The sequence below is a fragment of the Myxococcus virescens genome, from assembly GCF_900101905.1.
In the GTDB taxonomy this organism is placed as follows: domain Bacteria; phylum Myxococcota; class Myxococcia; order Myxococcales; family Myxococcaceae; genus Myxococcus; species Myxococcus virescens.
Genome location: NZ_FNAJ01000001.1, coordinates 1167881 through 1185855, shown reverse-complemented (window position 1 = coordinate 1185855; position 17975 = coordinate 1167881). Strand labels below are relative to the sequence as shown.

Sequence of the window (17975 nt, the reverse complement as noted above, 5' to 3'; positions counted from 1 at the left end):
GATCGCTGGAAACTTTGTCCGACACAATGCGACAATCATTTATCGGCGTTTTTTTCTGCCCCCCACGGAGCTCCCCCACCATGGAAATCTCTCGCAAGCCGAAGTCGCCCGTGTCGCAGTCCACCCGCGCTGGTGACACGGCCAAGCCGGCCGCTGCGGCCAGGCCCGTGGAGAAGGCGCCGGTCCAGACGGCGAAGGATGGCTTCGACTCGGCGCCCACGGGTGGCGCGCGGGGCTCCAACTTCGTGGACCGCCCGAAGGGCAACTTCGTGGACCGCCCCACGGGCCTGCCCCAGGGCACCCCGTCGGCGCTGCCGGCCTCGGCCTTCACCTTCGGCTCCGGCCACGTCGCCGTCCGTCCCTTCGCGGCCCGCGCGCCCGTGACGCTGACGGCGTCCGCCACGCCCAACGCGAAGGTGAACGACCTCCAGACGACGACGTCCACCGTGTCCTTCGACCAGGACGTGAAGCTGGACTCGCTGAAGCTGAACCTGGACCTGGCGCACACCTTCAAGGGTGACCTGGTCGTCAAGCTGACCAGCCCCTCCGGCAAGACGGAGACCCTCCACAACCGCAAGGGCGGCAGCGCGGACGACATCAAGGGCAGCTTCGACCTGGCCGCCTTCAAGGGCGAGTCCACCAAGGGCACCTGGACGCTCTCCGTCGAGGACAAGGCTCGCCGCGACACGGGCACCCTGAAGAGCTGGAGCCTGGACGCCGCCGGTCAGACGACGGGCACGGGCCCCATCGAGGAGCCGAAGCCCCAGCTCTCTGGCCCGCCGGTCATCGCCGTGTTCGACGGCGGCGTGGACTTCAAGCACTCCGACCTGGATGACGCGATGTGGGTCAACCCGAACGAGGTCGCGGGTGACGGCATCGACAACGACGGCAACGGCGTCAAGGACGACATCTACGGCTACAACGTCGGCTACAACAGCGGCGACGTGATGCGCGGCAGCGGCACGGACCACGGCACGCACGTGGCCGGCATCATCGCCGCCGAGGACAACGGCGAGGGCAACACCGGCGTCGCCGCGGGCAAGGCGAAGATCATGAGCTTGGGCGGCCTGTACAACGGCGCGGACCTCCTCACGAACTTCGAGCGCGGCGTCGACTACATGGTGAAGATGAAGACCGAGCACGGCGTGAACATCCGCGCCGTCAACGCGAGCTTCGGCAACGAGTACCGTGACGCGGCCTCCGTGAAGCGCTGGACGGACGCGGTGCAGAAGCTGGCTGACGCGGACATCCTCCTGGTCGCGGCCACGGCGAACGGCTACGGCAGCAACCTGAACGACGTGGCGGACATGCCCGCCAACATCGACCTGCCCAACGTCATCACCGTGGCGTCCATGGACAAGAAGAACGACAAGCTCGCGGACTTCTCCTCCTACGGGGACAAGGTCGTGGAGCTGGCCGCGGTGGGCGAGGACGTGCTGAGCACCGTCCCGGGCGGCCGCTGGGAGGAGATGAGCGGCACCTCCATGGCCACCCCGACGGTGGCGGGCGCCGCGGCGCTGATGTTCGCCGAAAACCCCAACCTGACGGCCGCGCAGGTGCGTGACCTGCTGGTCCAGACGGTCGAGGTGGACTCCGACCTCAAGGGCAAGGTGAGCACCAGTGGCAAGCTGGACATCGAGGCCGCCGTCGCCGCCGCCAAGGCCACGCTTGAGGACGACACCACGGTCGCCGGGCGCTGAGCCGGTCCTGAGATGACGCAGTGAGGCGCTCCCGGTGCCCAGGTGCCGGGAGCTTTTTCGTGTCCGATTTGATTGCGCACAATTTAATTGCGCCCTACTTATCTCCCATGTCGATGGATGACCCGCTCAGCCTGGACCGGCAAATCTGCTTCCCGCTCTACGTGGCGGCCCGGGCGATGACGCAGGCGTATGCGCCGCTGCTGTCACGGCTGGGCCTGACGTACCCGCAGTACCTGGTGTTGCTGGTGCTGTGGGAGACGGACGGGGAGACGGTGAAGAGGATGGGGGAGCGGCTGTACCTGGACTCGGGGACGCTCACGCCGCTGCTCAAGCGGATGGAGTCCCAGGGCCTGGTGCGGCGGGAGCGGAGCGCGGAGGACGCGCGCTCGGTGCGCATCTACCTGACGTCCGAAGGGCGGGCCCTGCGCCGCAAGGCCACGTCCATTCCCGAAGCGATGGCCTGCAAGTTGGGGCTGACGCTGGAGGAAGCGACCCGCCTGCGTCGCGACGTCCAGCGCCTTTTCGAAGTGCTTTCGCAGTCCCACGTTGATTCCGCGAAGTAACGCTCAAGGAGAACACCATGGCTCCCGTCGCTCTCTCTCCGCTGTACAGCACCTCCGCCACCGCCCACGGTGGCCGCAACGGCCGCGTGAAGTCGGAGGACGGCGTCCTGGACCTGCCCCTGGCCATGCCCAAGGAGCTGGGTGGCGCGGGCGGCGCCGTCACCAACCCGGAGCAGCTCTTCGCGGCGGGCTACTCCGCCTGCTTCGAGAGCGCGCTGCGGCTGGTGGCGCGCATGCAGGGGAAGAACCTGGGCAACGACGCGGGCGTGCACGCCACCGTCACCATCGGCAAGACGCCGGACGGCGGCTTCGGGCTCGCGGTGGAGCTCCAGGGAATCCTGCCGGGAATCCCCAATGACGAGGCCCAGAAGCTGATGGCGGCGGCCCACGAGGTGTGCCCGTACTCGAAGGCCACGCGCGGCAACATCGACGTGAAGGTCTCCGTCGCTGGCTAGCCACACGCGGAGCGTTCAGGAGGGCCGCGCTGGCGTTGGTATCGCGCGCGATGTCGGATTCCTCGCTGCCGGCTTCCGCGCCGCGTGCGTCGCTGGCCCTCATCGTGACCGGGTGGGCATGTCATTGGCCGGCGCGAAACGAAGCCGGAGCACGCGCGCGCTGTTCGACGAGTGCGCGCGTGCCTGGACACAAGGCCCCTACGGCGTGACGCCCGGCACCCACACGCCCCAGTCCGTCAGCTGCGTGCCGCCACCGCCGGGCGTGACGTGGTCAAGCAGCGGCTGGAAGCGGGCCTCGTGGGCCAGCCCGGAGAGTGCATCCTCCCAGGGGTCGGCGGCGTAGGCCTGGACGCGGACGTTGTTCGCCTGGGGCTGCGCCGTCTCGAACTGCAGCACCGGCACCCGGTGCGTGCCCACCGTCAGCGTTTCGCGCTTCGCTGGTGCAGCGCCCTCGGGGGCAGGGGGCCATTGCCGTGCGTCCAGTGACTCCCAGATGCGCGCGAGCACCGCCTCCTCCAGTGGCACGGCTTTCGCCTGGGCGAAGTCCGGGCACGCCGCTCCCGAGGTGGGCTGCGTCACCTGCTGACGCAGGATGAAGCCTCGCTCCGCGGCCTGGCAGGTGCGCAGCACGGACGTGGTGCCTTCCGTCTCCACCCGCATGTCGAACCAGGTGCCCGGCCCCCAAGGGCGGGCGAGCGTCGGAGGCAATCCGGTGCCCCCCTCCTGTCCCTGGCGCGCCTCCACCAGGGTGAGCTGTGAGCCGCCGCCCATGGCGAAGCCCGCCAGCGTGATGCTCGCGTCGAGCAGGCCATTGGTGAGGTACAGCGGGCCCGGCGTCGCCGCGTAGAGGCGGTTCTCCAGCGGGCCGTCGAACGCCCGCTTGTCGTTGAGGTAGCGCTTCGCTTCCCAGTGGCGGCCCGCGGCGGTGAGCTGCTCGGTGCTCTGCTTGCCCTCGCGGGGGATCTCCAGCGCACGCGACTCATCCGCTCGCACGGGCACCACCAGCGGCCGCGCCAGCATCGGCCGCCGCGACGGCGCGCCGCCATCCTCGGTGAAGTAGAGCGTCACCCAGACCCAGGGCAGCTCCACCGCCACGACCTCCAGCGTCACCACGCCGGCCACCGCGGCCTCTGGCATGGTGCCGGGCTGCTGCCGGCCCATGGCCTTGCGGTTGGCGGAGAAGGAATACGCCACGCGGTCGCCCACGCGAGCCCGCAGCCAGGGCGAGTTGCCGCGTCGCGTTGGCGTCTCCGTCCCGGTCTCCGACGTCGTCTCCGTCACGGGCTCCTGGGTGGAAACTTCCGGCGGCGCGGTGGTCTCCCCGGAGGGCGTGGTGTGGGGTTCCACGCTCTTGCAGCTCGTGCCAAGGGCCAGGGCTGCGCACAGCATCGCGGAGCGGGACAAGGAGGAGGCGACAGGCTTTCGCATTCGGGCAACCTCGGCGGTGAGGGGCATTGCGTCACCCCTGTCCGACCTTGATACACCGGGGTGCTGGCCCGCCCTCAACTTTCTGGAGTTCCGCGTCCCATGACCACGAACCTGCACATTCGTCGTGTCGTCCTCTACAAGCATGGCGTCGGCTACTTCGAGCGCCGGGGAAAGGTGAGTGGCAACGACACGCTCCACCTGGACTTCAAGGCGCGTGACATGAACGACGTGCTGAAGTCGCTGACGGTGCTCGACTTGTCGGGCGGCTCGGTGTCGGCGGTGAGCTACGACTCCACGAAGCCGCTGGAGCAGCTCCTGGCGGAGGCCACCATCCGCATTCCGGAGGACGGCAGCCTCACGGCGCTGCTGGGGCAGATCAAGGGCGCGCGCGTGCGGGTGCGCGTGGGCGGCGCGCAGGTGGAGGGCTCCATCATCGGCCTGGACTCGCTGGCGGTGGCGGCCGGCGAGACGAGCCTGATGCGCCCGTTCCTGTCGCTGCTGGTGGGCGCCTCGCTGCGGACCTTCGACATCCTGGACGTGTCGGAGCTGGAGTTCCTGGACGAGGCGGTGCGCAAGGATTTGGAGTTCTACCTGGCCACGGTGCTGTCCTCGTACAAGAAGGACTCCAAGCGGATGGCCATCCTCACCTCGGGCCAGGGCGAGCGCGAGCTGTTCGTCAGCTACGTGGTGGAGTCGCCGGTGTGGAAGACGAGCTACCGCATCCTCCTGGACGAGGGCGAGCCGCCGCTGCTCCAGGGCTGGGCGCTGGTGGACAACACCGGTGACGAGGACTGGGTGGACGTGAAGCTGTCGCTCATCGCCGGGCTGCCGGTGTCCTTCGTGCATGACCTGTACAACCCCCGGTACATGAAGCGGCCGGTGGTGGAGGTGACGACGGAGGCCGCCGCCGCGCCGGTGATTCCGGAGGAGAGCTTCGGCAGCGCCGGGGACATGATGCGGGAGCAGGAGATGGCCGCGCCGATGATGTCCGCCATGCCCGCCGCGGCCCCCATGGCCGCGCCGCGCCGCTCTCGGGCGGAGAAGGCCCTGGTGGGCGGCCCTGGCCGTGGAGGCCCGAGCCGGCGCGAGGCCATGGAGACGAGCGCCGCGGTGACGACGCTCACGAAGGAGGTGGGAGACCTCTTCGAGTACGGCGTGGACCGGCCGGTGACGGTGCACCGCAACCAGAGCGCGCTGGTGCCCATCCTGCACAAGCCCTTCGAGGGCAAGCGGGTGCTCCTCTACAACCGGGCCACGCGTGAGAAGAACCCCATGGCGTGCATCGAGCTGAAGAACACCACGGGGCTCACGCTGGAGGGCGGCCCGGTGACGGTGTCGGAGGACGAGCGCTACGTGGGCGAGGCGATGCTCGACACGATGAAGCCGAATGACCGGCGCTTCGTGCCCTACGCGGTGGAGCTGGGCTGCGTGGTGTCGATTGAGGACCACACGGAGGACGGGCCGGTGTTCCGCGTGGCGGTGAACTCCGGGATGCTGGTGGCGGAGTACTTCCACGTGCGGCGCACGACGTACCTGTCGCGCAACAAGGGGCAGCGGGCGCAGGTGCTGTTCGTGGAGCATCCGCGCCAGGGCTGGGAGCTGGCCAAGGACGCTCCGGAGCCCGCGGAGACGACGGACGGCTTCTGGCGCTTCAAGCGGGAGCTGGCGGCGGGGGGGCAGGACTCGCTCACCGTCACCGAGCGCACACGGGGGCAGCGCCAGTACCTCATCTCCAGCATGGGGCTGGACCAGGTCTCCTACTTCGTGTCGCAGCGCTTCGTTGACGAGAAGATGGCGGGTGCGTTGAAGGAGGTCGTCACGCAGCGCGAGCAGGTGGATGCGCTGGCAAAGGACGAGCAGCGCCTGCAGGAGGAGCGCAACCAGCTCTTCCGGGACCAGGAGCGCATCCGCTCCAACATCGAATCGCTGAAGAGCGGGGCGTCGCAACGCGAGCTGGCGGACCGCTTCGTGTCCAAGCTCAACGAGCAGGAGGACCGCCTGGAGGCCATTGCCAGCGAGTTGGAGAAGCTGGCGAAGCAGCGGCAGGAGGCGCAGAAGGCGCTCAACCGCCGCATCCAGGCGCTCAGCTACACGGCGGACCTGTAATCCGCGGTGGGCTGCCCGGACCGCACCGGGCAGCCTTCGCTACCCGGAGACGATGCGCCAGCGCAGCGTCCCATCCTTGTCCGGCGTGACGATTTCCACGCGTGGATTCTTGGCGCTGGAGCATTCCAGGTACGCCCTGAAGCCCCCCGCCATCTCATGGAGGGCCACCGGCGTCTGGTAGGTGAAATGGCGCAGCAGCAGCATGCCCGTGCCGTTCTCCTCCTGGTGCAGCAGCTCCCCCTGGTCGCAGTAGGAGCGCCACATGCGCCGCGCCATCCCCAGCACCATGTTGGGCGTGGTGAAGCGCAGCACCATCTTGAAGATGGAGTGGATGTCTCGCAGGGTGACTTCGTAGCCCACCGTGTGGGCCCCCTCCGGCTTCCCGTCGAAGTGCCGGTCCACCACGTGCTGGATGATGCCGAAGTACGTCTCCACCGGCACCCAGCCCACCGCCAGCGTCGTGCGCGGGTCCGCGTGGGGTTGCAGCTCGGGAAGCAGCGACTCCACGGCTGTACGCGCGGTGTCCTCGCCGAAGCGCTCGTGCACGTAGGCCAGCAGGTTCTGGACGGTGAAGCCCTTGTAATTCACTCCGGACAATGAGGCTGTCACGCTTGCGATACCCCCCGCTCCAACCTGTGAGCCGGCCTTGGCTCACAGGAGGGTTGCGGCAAAGCCGTATGCTAGAGCACTCCACGACACGGCGGAAATAGCAGTACACGCCAATTCCCCGCGACAGCCACGTTGCGCCCTGGATTCCCCGACTGTCCTGAGCGCTCAGCGCTGGAAGGCGCGGTAGACCTCCACGCCGGCCACCACCGTCAGCCGCACCTCGGCGCCGGGCAGCGCGGTGACGGGCCCGTCCACCGGGTCCACCGACAGGGCCACGAAGTCCGCGTCCATGCCGGGCTGGAGCCGGCCGCGCCGGGCTTCGGCGAAGGACGCGTGCGCCGCGCCCACGGTGAAGCCCTCCAGCGCCTCCTGCCCGCTCAGCCGCTGCTCCCCGTACCAGCCGCCTTCCGGCAGGCCCCGGACGTCCTGTCGCGTGCGCGCCGCGTACAGGCCCGCCAGCACGTTGGGCCGCTCCACGGGGAAGTCGCTGCCCAACGCCAGCACCGCGCCGGACGCCTTCAGCCGCTGCCACGCGTAGGCCCCGCGGATGCGCTCCGCTCCCACGCGGGCCTCCGCCCACGGCATGTCGCTGGTGGCGTGCGTGGGCTGCACGCTTGCGATGAAGCCGCTGCGGCCCAGCCGTTCGATATCCTCGGGGCGCATGACTTGCGCGTGCTCCACGCGGTGCCGGCCGGACTGGAGCGTGCCGGTGGCCTCGGCCGCGCGCGAGAGCACGTCCAGCACCACCGTGTTGGCCCGGTCTCCAATCGCATGCGTGCACACCTGGAAGCCCCGCGCCATGAAGGCGCGCACGCGCGCCTCGTACTCCTCGGGGGACAGCAGCAGCAGGCCGCGGTGCCCGGGTTCGTCGCTGTAGTCCTGGTGCATCGCCGCGCCCCGGCTGCCCAGCGCGCCATCCAGGGTGAGCTTCACCGCGCGCATCGTGAGCATGCGCCCCTCATAGGGGCCGTCCTTCAGGTACGTCTCCCGGTCGCCCGTCTGTCCATCCGCCATGGCGTAGACGCGCAGCGGCAGCTTGCCTTCCTTGTCCCAGCGCTGGAGCAGGCGGAAGGTGCGCAGGTCCATGCCCGCGTCGTGGACACCGGTGAGGCCCACTTGCGCGCCGCGCTGGAGCGCCGCGGTCAACTGCGCCGCGTGCTGCGCGTCCGTGGCGGGCGGCAGCACGGACTCCACCAGCTCCATGGCGTTGTCCACCAGGATGCCGGTGGGCTCTCCGCCCTCACCTCGGAGGATGCGCCCGCCCGCCGGGTCCTTCGTGTCACGGGTGATGCCCGCGCGGCGGAGCGCCTCGCCGTTGACCCACAGCGCGTGTCCGTCCACGCGGCTCAGCGCCACCGGCCGCAAGGGAAAGCGCTTGTCCAGGTCGGCGCGCGACGGGAAGGTCTTCTCCGGCCAGTCGTTCTGGTCCCAGCCGCGGCCCAGCAGCCACTCACCTTGGAACGCGGAGGAGGGCGCCGAGGCGAGCCGCTCCAGGGCCTCCTCCTTGGTGTCCACGCCCTGCAGGTCCACTGTCACCAGGCCGCGGCCCAGGCCCGCCAGGTGCCCGTGCGCGTCGGTGAGGCCCGGCACCACCGTGGCGCCGCCCAGGTCCACCACGCGCGCGTCCTTGCCGGCGGCCGCGAGCACCTCGTCTTTGGTGCCGGTGGCCAGCACCTTGCCGTCCTTCACCGCGAGCGCCTCCACCTGGGGCTTCGCCGGGTCCAGCGTCCGGATGCGCTGGGCCACGTACACCGTCGTGGTGGCGGTGGGCTCCGGCGCGGGGGCCGGGTTGTCATCCACGGGCGGCACGCGCCGGGTGCAGCCCGAAAGGCTTGTCAGAAGGAGTACCGCCCCGAGGAGTCCACCACCGAGTCGTCGTAGCGTCATGTCTGGCACCTGTCTGGAAGCCCGCGCCAATTCCTGGCGCGTCCGGCGCGACACTCTGGCGCACCTGGACGGGGAGGCCAAGCATGGGCGTCCCCCTCCAGGCGCGTTGACGTCACTGCGCGGTTACAGGTTGGTGGGGCAGGGCTGCGAGCGCGGCGAGCAGCCCGTGGACTCCACCTGGTAGGTCAGCTCGTACTTGCCACCGTGGCCTTCGAGAATCGCGGTGAAGGTGCCCGTCTGGCCACGCAGCGTGGTCCAGCCAATCTGCTCCTGCACATCGAAGATGTGCATGCTCTTGTCCCAGAGCGCCACCAGCTTGCCGCCCGCGCCCACCGTTTGCGTCGTGAACTGCAGCGGCGGCGGATAGGAATTCAGGGGGCTCCACTCCACCCGCTTGTTCGGCGTCATGTAATCGTCGTTCCAGATGACATCGGACTGATGGTCGCCGGTGACCTCTGCCTCCAGCCAGGCCTCGTCGTTGCCGTCGATGTCCGACGTGGTGATGCACTTCAGGGACAGCAGGTTCGCCCGCCAGAACAGCGTGTAGTAGGGCCAGTCGGGGTCGGGCTCACCGCCACCGCCGCCTTCACAGGAGGGGTCATTGCACTGCGCCGGCGGCGCCAGGCCGGTCTCCTGCAGCTGCTTCTCCAGCGCGATGATGTCCACCGGCTTCGCGTCCGCCGCCTGCGCGTCCACGCGCTCCACCGCGTCCGTCTCCACGGGCGTCTGCGATGGCTCCAGGGGCTCCGTACCGCAGGCCGTGAGCGCGAGCACCGCGCCCATCGTCAACCCCAGCGTCTGTCGCTTCGTCTTGCTCATCCGCATCTGCGCTTCCTTCAGGTGTCTGGCCCCAGCAGCCTGGATACGCAGTGGTTCACGAAGGCTGGCAATTCACGGATGCGGAAAAGTCAGGCCCTCGTCACGGATGGTTGGGATGGAGCCGGTGGCGCATCGACGTGCGCTGGTTCGTGTAGCGCGTGTTCTGGAACAGCTTGATGAGCGCCATGCCCGCCACGAAGCCGCCGATGTGCGCCCAGAAGGCGACGCCGCCGGACGCCTCCGCGCTGACCGTGTTGAGCTGGGGCAGGCCGCTGAAGAGCTGCACGCCGAACCACCACAGCAGCACCGCCCACGCGGGCACGGGGAACACGCGGATGAAGATGACGATGATGAACAGCATGTTCACCCGTACCCGCGGATAGAGCAGCAGGTACGCGCCCATGACGCCGGAGATGGCGCCGGACGCGCCCACCGTGGGCACCGGCGAGCCCGGGTCCACCAGCAGGTGCGCCGCCGCCGCGGCCAGTCCGCACAGCAGGTAGAACACCACGAAGCGCAGGCGGCCCATGCTGTCCTCGACGTTGTTGCCGAAGACCCAGAAGAAGAGGCAGTTGCCCAGCAGGTGTCCCCAGCCGCCGTGCAGGAACATGGAGGTGATGGGGGTGAGGAGGTTGATGGGCTCGTTGTCCACCACGCACGCCAGCCCATCTCCCAGGGGAACGGGGAGGCCCAGCGCCGCCTTGCCCGTCAGCTCGCCCGGCACCATGCCCAGGTTGCAGACGCTGGCGGCCAGCCGGTAGGCGTCCAGGCCCGCGCCCTGGATGAAGACCCAGACGAAGCCGATGGTGCCGAGCAGCAGGTACGTCACGACGGGAGTGCGGAGGGTGGGGTTGTCGTCGCTGATGGGAATCATGTGGGGGCCCCATCATGCGCGTTCCCCTGGCCGGGCGCGGCGGCGGAGGGGGCCTGGATGTGCGGCGCTGGACGCATGGACACCCATACGGACGGAGCGGGTGGGATGCTTGCCCAGGGAAACCATCCCCGGGGAGACTTGGCGGCGGGAAGAAGGTTGAGGGATGTTGAGCCGCCTCACACTCCCGTGGAGTCCTGAGAAATGAACCTGTCGATGCTGTCGCGCGGCGCCGCCGCGCTCCTCGTGGTCGCCGCGCTGTCCCTCACCACCACTGGTTGCGCCGGCCGCCGCCGCGAAGCCTTCCTGTTGGAGAAGGCGCGCAACCACGTCTACCGCAAGCCCGTGGCGGAGGTGTATCCGCAGGCGCTCGCCCTGCTGAAGGAGAAGGGCTACTCCTTCAAGACGGGCCAGGGCGGCTTCGAGGCCACCACCGAGTGGTTGATGCAGGGCGCCCCGTCGTCGCTGGGCACCACCCAGGTGCGCTACCTGGTGCGCGGCATCGAGAAGGGCCCGGGCCAGTGCTCGGTGGAGTTCACCCGGCAGCTCGTCACGCAGTCCGCGGGCGCCGCCAACACCTCCGGCCGCGCGCCTGACGTCTCCGAGCCCGCCGTACGCGCCGACGGCGGCAACATCACCCGGGACGAGGCGCTGGAGTGGGAGCTGGTCCAGCGCGTGGACGCCGAGTCCGCGTCGGCCCTGCTCGCCGAGTCCGAGAAGATTCAGTAGCCTCAGTCCCTGAGGGGCAATTCGACGGTGAACCCGTCGAAAGCCACCTCCACCGGCCCCTGGTACTCCTCACGCGCCTGCGTGAGCAGCTTCGAGGGGTCGGTGTCGTGCCGGCTGGAGAGGTGGGTGAGCACCAGCCGCCGTGCTCCCGCCTCTCGCGCCACACGCGCCGCTTCCCGCGCGGTGGAGTGCCGGGTCTCCACGGCCCGCTCCTGTTCGTCGTCGGAGAAGGTGGACTCGTGGACCAGCAGGTCCGCGTCCTTCGCGGCCTTCACCAGCGCCGGGCACGGGCGCGTGTCCCCGGAGATGACCAGCCGGCGCCCCGGGCGTGGCGCGCCGAGCACGTCCTCCGGCTTCACCGTCCGCCCGTCCTCCAGCGTCACCGGCTCGCCCCGCTGGAGCTTTCCGAAGCTGGGACCCTCCGGCACGCCCAGTGAGCGCGCCACGTCCAGGTTGAAGCGCCCGGGCCGGTCGTCCTCCACCAGCGCGTAGCCCAGGGCGTTGATGCGGTGGTCCACGCCCACCGCGTGGACCGCGTAGCCCTTGCGCGGCACCACGTCACCGTCCTTCAGTTCGTGAATCTCCACTGGGAAGGACATGGACTCCACGCCCAGGTGGACGGCCTGGTGGAGCAGGCGCTTCGCGGAGGGCGGGCCGTACAGGTGGATGGGCTCGGAGCGCCCCGTCATGCCCAGCGTGCGCAGGAAGCCGATGATGCCCAGGTAGTGGTCCGCGTGGAAATGCGTGAAGAACACCGCGTCCACGGTGAAGCCGGTGCCGTAGCGCACCATCTGCCGCTGGCTGCCCTCGCCACAGTCGAAGAGGAGCAGGTCCGAGTGCGCCTTCACCGCGAGTCCGGACAGGTTCCGGTGCAGCGTGGGCTGCGCGGCGGATGTACCGAGGAACGTGAGCCTGAGGAGGGACATGCCGGCACTTCCCACGCGTTGAGGACCTCCCGCGCCAGGCAACCGCCGACGCGAGGGGGCCATTTACCAGGGTTGGAGGCACCCATGCTATGTGGCCGCCCCCGACCTCGGACTTCACCATGCCTGAATCCCTGACCTTCGCGCCGACTTCGGACCCTCGCCGCGTGCGCGCGCCGGATGGCCGCGTGCTCACCGTGCCGGACGGCTGGGCCCTGCTTCCCCCCGGTGACGCCGGACTCACCCGCCGCGTGAAGGCGGCGGGGCCCTCCTGGACCGTGGCGGAGAAGGTGGGCCGCAAGCTGTTCTCCCGGGGCGTGTGGGCGCCGGAAGCGCACATCCTCCACGCCCGCGCCGCCCTCGAGGCCGAGCGCGCCACCCCCGCCTACGAGAAGAAGCTGGCCGCCGGACGCGAGCGCCGCGCCCGCGAGCAGGAGGCCTACGAGGTCGACTTCGCCAACGCCGTGCTGCGCTTCCTCGCCTTCTCCCCGGCGTGGCTGCCGCACGCCAAGCGCATGGCGGTGCTCGTCGCCACCCATGCCACCCCCGTGGGCAGCGGCACCGTGGCCCGCACGGAGCGCATCCCCCTGGAGCGCCGCGCCGAGGCCGCCGTCATCGCGTGGATGCGACATCAGACCACGCGCTACGACGACATGCGCATCGCCCGGGTGAAGGGCGCCCGGCGGGAGGTGCGCCGGGAGCTGGCGGACATCTCCCGCGCCGTGCTGGACCTGCACCGCCGCGATACCCCCCACGGGCCCGCCGCGTGCCCGCTGTGCACCGCGCTGACGCGGACCTGAGCGGCGGAACGCACCCACAGTCGCAGCTCTTGGGTTACTGACCCGGTGTTCAGAAACCTTGCGTGGTTAATGACCCGCGGGTTAGGAATCCGGCCAGCATGGCCCGTCCCGCCGACCCTCACGCTCGCAGTGCGCTGGTGTCCGCGGCCCGGCGGGAGTTCGCTCGCCGGGGGCTGAAGGGGGCGCGCATCGAGGACATCACCGCCGCGTGCGGGCTGTCCAAGGGCGCCTTCTACCTGCACTTTCCGTCCAAGGAGGCGCTGTTCGGGGAGGTGGTGGGCGCGTTCGAGTCCGGGCTGATGGCGATGAACGGGCGTCGCATGGCGCGCATGGAGGGCTTCTTCCAGGCGCACGGCATCCCGGGCGCGCAGGACCGCATCGAGCGCAGCGAGCGCTACCTGCGGTTCCTCCAACTGGAGAAAGAGCACGACCTGGAGGCCCTGGATTGGGTGTGGGAGTTCCGGGACGTGTCCCTGGTCCTCACCAGCGGCAGCCAGGGCACGGAGTTCGAATCCCTGCTGTGGCGCGTGACGGATGCCCAGGTGGAGCGCATCTCCCACGACTTCCGGCGGCTGCAGGAGGCTGGCGCCATGGACCCGGAGTTGGACGCGCGAATCTTCGCCTCCATCATCGTCGGGTCCTTCCTGCTGCTCTCCACGCAGATGGCGCGGCTGGATGAGAAGCCGGACCTGAACGCGTGGGCGAACACGCTCCAGCGGCTGTGCCAGGAAGGCACCCGTCCGGCGTCGCCCGCTCCGTCCAAGCGTGTTGCGCGCCGGCCCCGGGCCGCCGCCGAGAAACCCCGAAAGACCCCGAGGAAACGCTCGTGAAACCCAACCTGAAGCCGTCCGCTGTCCGCGTGTTCGCCGCGGCGGGCATGGCCACCGCCGTGCTGTCGCTGACCGCATGCCAGAAGGCGGATGCCTCGTCGGCGCCGCCCGCCAAGGGTCTGGCGCAGGAGGTGGTGCCCACGGTGAAGGTCGTCTCCGCGCGGACGGTGCGGGCCGCGCCGAGCGAGTCGGTGACGGGGACGCTGTTTCCCGCGCAGGGATTGATGGTGGGCTTCGAGGTGGGAGGCCGCCTGTCGGTCGTCCGGGTGAAGAAGGGGCAGGGGGTGAAGAAGGGCGATGTGCTGGCGCAGCTGGACCCGGAGATTGCCGACGCGCAGGTGGCCCAGGCCGAGGCCGCGGTGGCCGCCGCGGAGGCAGCCTCCACCATGGCCGCCGACGTGGCCGCCCGCAACGAGAAGCTCCAGCAGCAGGGCGGGGTGAGCGAGGTGGCTCACCGCACCGCCAGCGCCAATGCGGCGCAGGCACAGGCGCAGTGGATGGCCGCCAAGGCGCAGCTGGCCCAGGCGCGCGCGTCCCGCCGCCGGCACGAGCTGCGGGCGCCCTTCGACGGCACCATCATCGACGCACCGGAGCAGACGGGCGCGACGGTGGCGCCGGGCACGCCGCTGTTCAACCTGGAGCGCCTGGACACGCTGCTCTTGAAGACGACGGTGTCGGAGGCCCTGCGCTCGCAGCTGGAGCCCGGCGCCAAGGTGCGCGTGGAGTCGGTGGGCGCGCGCGTGTCCTCGGACGAGGCGGTGGTGCGCACCATCCTCCCGTCCGCGGACCCCGCCACGCGCCGCATTCCGGTGGAGCTGGCCGTCCCCAACGCGGATGGCCGCTTCGTGGCGCACACGCTGGCGCGGGCGGTCCTCTCACTGGGGCAGGCGCAGGACGCCCAGGTGCTGCCGGGCACCGCGTTGTCGGCCCTCAACGGGGACCATGTCTGGGTGGTGGCGTCCGGTCAGGTGCGCCGCGTGGACGTGCGGGTGTTGGAGCGGCGCGAGCAGGGCGAGGTGGTGGTGCTGGCGTCCTCGCCGCTCGACGCCGTCGTTGACCACCCCACTCCGGGCCTGTCGCAGGGCGCCCGCGTCTCCGTGAAGTAGGGAGCCCTCCCCATGCTGCTCAGCGACGTCTCCATCCGCAGGCCCGTCTTCACCGCGATGTTGTCGCTGTGCCTCGTCGTGCTCGGCCTCATGGGCCTGGGCCGCCTGGGCACCGACCTCTATCCGGACGTGTCCTTCCCGGTGGTGGTCATCAACACCGTCTACAAAGGCGCGGGTCCGGGCGAAATCGAAACGCAGGTCGTCAAGCCCATCGAAGACGCCGTCGCTGGCATCAGCGGCGTGGACAAGATTCACTCCTACAGCCGGGAGAACGTGGGCATCGTGGTGGTGCAGTTCAAGATGACCGCCCCGCTGGACCGCGCGGTGCAGGACGTGCGCGACAAGGTCGCCGGCATCGTCAGCCGCCTGCCCCAGGACGCGGACGCGCCTGTCATCGGCCGCGTGGACCTGGGAGCCACGCCCATCCTCACCTACGCCGTCTCGGCGGAGCTGCCCTCGCAGGAGCTGCGCCGGCTCATCGACGACCGCGTGAAGCCCGCGCTTGCGCAATTGGAAGGCGCCGCCGAGGTGCGCGTCACGGGGGGAGACACGCGCGAGGTGCAAATCGACATCGATTTGGACAAGGCGCGCGCGGCGGGTGTGTCCCCGCTGGGCATCGCCCAGCGCGTGGCGTCGGAGAACCTGGACCTGCCCGCGGGCCGGCTCCAGCTGGGCGCCTCCGAGATGACGGTGCGCTCGCTCGGGCAGTTCCAGAACGTGGATGAAATCCGCGACCTGCCGGTGGCGCGCAGCGCGACGGGCGCGCAGGTGCGGCTGGGCGAAATCGCCAGCGTGACGGACGGCGTGGCGGAGCGGCGCACCCTGGCGCGCCTCAACGGGCAGGACGCCGTCATCCTGGAAATCGTCAAGCAGCCGGGCTCCAACACCGTCGCGGTGAGCGAGGCGGTGCGGCAGGTGATGGCGCAGATGGGCGCGGTGGTGGGGCATGGCTTCCAGGCCACGCTGCTCATCAACCAGTCGGACATCATCCAGGAGAACGCGCACGAGGTCTGGGTGGCGCTCATCTTCGGTGGCGCGATGGCGGTGCTCATCATCCTCATCTTCCTGCTGGACGTGCGCGGCACCTTCATCTCGGCGCTGGCGCTGCCCACCTCCGTGCTGGGCACCTTCTTCGTGATGTACGTGCTGGACTACACGCTCAACCAGATGACGCTGCTGGGCCTGTCCCTGGCCATCGGTCTGCTCATCGACGACGCGGTGGTGGTGCGCGAGGCGATTACCCACCGGCTGGAGAAGGGTGAAGACCCGGTGAGCGCCGCGTCCAACGGCACCCAGGACGTGGGCCTGGCGGTGCTCGCCACCACGCTGTCGCTGGTGGCGGTGTTCGTGCCGGTGGCCTTCATGCCCGGCATCGTCGGCCAGTTCTTCCGGCAGTTCGGCATCACCATCTCCGTGGCGGTGCTGATTTCGCTGTTCATCTCCTTCACGCTGGACCCGATGATGTCGGCGCGGCTGGCGAAGCGGCGCGTGCCGGGGGAGGTCCGCCAGGAGAACGCGGTGGCCGCGGCGCTGCGCCGCTTCCTGGACGGCACCGAGCGCGTCTACGAGTCCATCCTCCGCTGGGTGCTGGGGCACAAGTGGACGACGATGGGCCTCACGTTGGTGCTGCTGGTGGTGTCCTTCGGAGGCGCCAGCCGTCTGGGCATGGAGTTCATGCCCGCGGAGGACCGCTCGCAGTTCTTCGTGGACCTGACGCTGCCGGACTCGGCCAGCATCCGGGAGACGGAGGCCCGCACCGCCGACGCGGAGGCGCTGCTGCGCCAGCTCCCGGAGGTGACGGACGTCTACTCCATCGTCGGCAAGGACGGCGATGTGAACAAGTCCCGCATGCGCGTGCTGACGGTGGGCAAGGACGCGCGCACCAAGGGCATCCAGGTGCTGAAGGAGGACGCACGCGCGCTGCTGGAGCCGGGGCTGGTGGGCACGCGGGTGAACCTGAGCGACCCGCCCATCCTGGAGGGCATGGGCGACTACTACCCCATCATGGTGCGCATCACCGGGCCGGACCTGGACCGCGTCAACGAGGAGGCCGAGCGCGTCGCGGGCATCCTCCGCGAGCTGCCGGGCACCGCGGACGTGCGCGTGGAGTCCAACCCGCCCAAGCCGGAGATGCAGGTGCTCATCGACCGGGCGCGCGCCAGCGACGTGGACCTGCACGCGGGCGCGCTGGCCACGCAGCTGCGGCTGGCCATTGGCGGTGACGTGGTGGCGAAGCTCCGCGAGGGCATCACCGAGACGGACATCCGCGTGCGCCTGTCGGAGAAGGACCGCGCCACGCCGGAGCGCGTGCGCCAGCTGGAGGTGTACACGCCCAGCGGCCTGCGCCCGCTGACGGACGTGGCCCGGGTGGAGATGAAGAACGGCCCCAGCCTCATCGAGCACGAGAACCGCGAGCGGCAAATCGCCGTGTACTCGCAGCTGGGCCCGGGCGCGGCGCTGGGCGACATCGCCCGGGAGCTGAAGGCGCGCGTGGCGGCCCAGCCGCTGCCGCCGGGCTACGCGCTCATCTACGACGGGCAGATGAAGAACCTGGACGAGCAGAACGACGCCTTCGGCGCGGCGTTCGGTCTGGCCTTCGTCTTCATCTACATGGTGCTCGCCAGCCAGTTCGAGTCCTACAAGCACCCGCTCACCATCATGGTGTCGCTGCCACTGGCCCTGGTGGGCGCGCTGCTGGGATTGGTGGTGACGGGCTTCCACCTGTCCATGGGCGCCATGATTGGCATCATCCTGCTGATGGGCCTGGTGACGAAGAACGCGATTCTGCTCATCGACGGCGCGCTTCAGAACCTGCGGGAAGGCGACACGGTGGACGAAGCGCTGCTCAAGGCGGGCCCGCGCCGGCTGCGGCCCATCCTGATGACGAGCGCGGCCATGGCCATCGCCATGGTGCCCACGGCGGTGGGCACGGGCACGGGCTCGGAGTTCCGCGCCCCCATGGCCATCTCCGTGATTGGTGGCGTCATCACCTCCACCTTCCTCACGCTGCTGGTGGTGCCAGTGGTGTTCGCCGGCATGGAGCGCCTGGGCTTCAAGCGCCGCCGTCCGCGCGACGATGCCGCCGCCCCGCAGCCGCACCCGGTGGAGCCCAAGCCCGGTCAGGCGGCCTGAGGTCCACAGGCGCGGGG

At 69.9% G+C, this 17975-nt stretch carries 15 protein-coding genes; 9 read left to right on the top strand and 6 right to left on the bottom strand.

Going from position 1 to position 17975, the window contains the following annotated elements; genetic code table 11:
* The first annotated feature begins 80 nt into the window (after positions 1–80).
* From BLU09_RS04870 to BLU09_RS04860, 3 genes are all read left to right on the top strand, one after another.
* Positions 81–1700 carry a S8 family serine peptidase gene (locus BLU09_RS04870; RefSeq protein WP_090486089.1) on the top strand — a complete coding sequence of 540 codons (1620 nt, stop codon included), beginning with the start codon at positions 81–83 and terminating at the stop codon, positions 1698–1700.
* Positions 1701–1807: 107 nt separating this feature from the next.
* On the top strand, positions 1808–2263 hold the full coding sequence (locus BLU09_RS04865; RefSeq protein ID WP_186817972.1) for a MarR family winged helix-turn-helix transcriptional regulator: 456 nt from the start codon (positions 1808–1810) through the stop codon (positions 2261–2263).
* Between the two features lie 17 nt (positions 2264–2280).
* Positions 2281–2718, top strand: coding sequence for an organic hydroperoxide resistance protein (locus tag BLU09_RS04860; RefSeq protein ID WP_090486083.1), 438 nt, complete (start codon positions 2281–2283; stop codon positions 2716–2718).
* Positions 2719–2916: 198 nt separating this feature from the next.
* Here the strand turns inward: BLU09_RS04860 and BLU09_RS04855 are convergent, their stop codons facing one another.
* A complete protein-coding gene (locus tag BLU09_RS04855) occupies positions 2917–4146 on the bottom strand; it encodes a DUF6068 family protein (protein ID WP_261771427.1) in 1230 nt (409 codons plus the stop codon).
* 99 nt (positions 4147–4245) lie between these two features.
* Between BLU09_RS04855 and BLU09_RS04850 the strand changes: the two genes are divergently transcribed.
* On the top strand, positions 4246–6252 hold the full coding sequence (locus tag BLU09_RS04850; protein ID WP_167371024.1) for a hypothetical protein: 2007 nt from the start codon (positions 4246–4248) through the stop codon (positions 6250–6252).
* Between the two features lie 39 nt (positions 6253–6291).
* Here BLU09_RS04850 and BLU09_RS04845 read toward each other — a convergent pair whose 3' ends face one another.
* From BLU09_RS04845 to BLU09_RS04830, 4 genes are all read right to left on the bottom strand, one after another.
* The gene (locus tag BLU09_RS04845) at positions 6292–6840 is read right to left on the bottom strand and encodes a hypothetical protein (RefSeq protein ID WP_244171470.1); all 549 of its coding nucleotides are present in this window, start codon (positions 6838–6840) and stop codon (positions 6292–6294) included.
* Between the two features lie 186 nt (positions 6841–7026).
* The gene (locus BLU09_RS04840; protein WP_090486070.1) at positions 7027–8829 is read right to left on the bottom strand and encodes an amidohydrolase; all 1803 of its coding nucleotides are present in this window, start codon (positions 8827–8829) and stop codon (positions 7027–7029) included.
* Positions 8830–8871: 42 nt separating this feature from the next.
* The gene (locus BLU09_RS04835) at positions 8872–9567 is read right to left on the bottom strand and encodes a hypothetical protein (protein WP_244171414.1); all 696 of its coding nucleotides are present in this window, start codon (positions 9565–9567) and stop codon (positions 8872–8874) included.
* 100 nt (positions 9568–9667) lie between these two features.
* On the bottom strand, positions 9668–10441 hold the full coding sequence (locus BLU09_RS04830) for a rhomboid family intramembrane serine protease (RefSeq protein ID WP_090486063.1): 774 nt from the start codon (positions 10439–10441) through the stop codon (positions 9668–9670).
* A 201-nt stretch (positions 10442–10642) separates the two neighbouring features.
* Between BLU09_RS04830 and BLU09_RS04825 the strand changes: the two genes are divergently transcribed.
* A complete protein-coding gene (locus BLU09_RS04825; protein ID WP_090486059.1) occupies positions 10643–11167 on the top strand; it encodes a hypothetical protein in 525 nt (174 codons plus the stop codon).
* A 2-nt stretch (positions 11168–11169) separates the two neighbouring features.
* Here BLU09_RS04825 and rnz read toward each other — a convergent pair whose 3' ends face one another.
* Positions 11170–12093: a ribonuclease Z gene (rnz, locus tag BLU09_RS04820; RefSeq protein ID WP_011550794.1), complete on the bottom strand. Its 924-nt coding sequence runs from the start codon at positions 12091–12093 to the stop codon at positions 11170–11172.
* 119 nt (positions 12094–12212) lie between these two features.
* Here rnz and BLU09_RS04815 point away from each other — a divergent pair, with 119 nt between their 5' ends.
* The 4 genes from BLU09_RS04815 to BLU09_RS04800 all read left to right on the top strand — a co-directional run bounded on the left by BLU09_RS04815 (position 12213) and on the right by BLU09_RS04800 (position 17958).
* Positions 12213–12890 carry a DUF2293 domain-containing protein gene (locus BLU09_RS04815; RefSeq protein WP_186817973.1) on the top strand — a complete coding sequence of 226 codons (678 nt, stop codon included), beginning with the start codon at positions 12213–12215 and terminating at the stop codon, positions 12888–12890.
* 98 nt (positions 12891–12988) lie between these two features.
* Positions 12989–13720 (top strand): TetR/AcrR family transcriptional regulator, encoded by a 732-nt coding sequence (locus BLU09_RS04810; protein WP_244171413.1) that lies wholly within the window; start codon positions 12989–12991, stop codon positions 13718–13720.
* A complete protein-coding gene (locus tag BLU09_RS04805) occupies positions 13717–14826 on the top strand; it encodes an efflux RND transporter periplasmic adaptor subunit (RefSeq protein WP_090486049.1) in 1110 nt (369 codons plus the stop codon). Before BLU09_RS04810 ends, BLU09_RS04805 begins: the two co-directional genes overlap by 4 nt.
* A 12-nt stretch (positions 14827–14838) precedes the next feature.
* Positions 14839–17958, top strand: coding sequence for an efflux RND transporter permease subunit (locus BLU09_RS04800; RefSeq protein ID WP_090486046.1), 3120 nt, complete (start codon positions 14839–14841; stop codon positions 17956–17958).
* Positions 17959–17975 lie beyond the last annotated feature (17 nt).

Bases quoted from the DNA above. Each gene is read 5' to 3' on its own strand.
- BLU09_RS04855 (WP_261771427.1), bottom strand. From the start codon at position 4,146: ATGCGAAAGCCTGTCGCCTCCTCCTTGTCCCGCTCCGCGATGCTGTGC.
- BLU09_RS04815 (WP_186817973.1), top strand. From the start codon at position 12,213: ATGCCTGAATCCCTGACCTTCGCGCCGACTTCGGACCCTCGCCGCGTG.
- BLU09_RS04860 (WP_090486083.1), top strand. From the start codon at position 2,281: ATGGCTCCCGTCGCTCTCTCTCCGCTGTACAGCACCTCCGCCACCGCC.
- BLU09_RS04830 (WP_090486063.1), bottom strand. From the start codon at position 10,441: ATGATTCCCATCAGCGACGACAACCCCACCCTCCGCACTCCCGTCGTG.
- BLU09_RS04825 (WP_090486059.1), top strand. From the start codon at position 10,643: ATGAACCTGTCGATGCTGTCGCGCGGCGCCGCCGCGCTCCTCGTGGTC.
- BLU09_RS04870 (WP_090486089.1), top strand. From the start codon at position 81: ATGGAAATCTCTCGCAAGCCGAAGTCGCCCGTGTCGCAGTCCACCCGC.
- BLU09_RS04865 (WP_186817972.1), top strand. From the start codon at position 1,808: ATGTCGATGGATGACCCGCTCAGCCTGGACCGGCAAATCTGCTTCCCG.
- BLU09_RS04800 (WP_090486046.1), top strand. From the start codon at position 14,839: ATGCTGCTCAGCGACGTCTCCATCCGCAGGCCCGTCTTCACCGCGATG.
- rnz (WP_011550794.1), bottom strand. From the start codon at position 12,093: ATGTCCCTCCTCAGGCTCACGTTCCTCGGTACATCCGCCGCGCAGCCC.
- BLU09_RS04850 (WP_167371024.1), top strand. From the start codon at position 4,246: ATGACCACGAACCTGCACATTCGTCGTGTCGTCCTCTACAAGCATGGC.
- BLU09_RS04810 (WP_244171413.1), top strand. From the start codon at position 12,989: ATGGCCCGTCCCGCCGACCCTCACGCTCGCAGTGCGCTGGTGTCCGCG.
- BLU09_RS04835 (WP_244171414.1), bottom strand. From the start codon at position 9,567: ATGAGCAAGACGAAGCGACAGACGCTGGGGTTGACGATGGGCGCGGTG.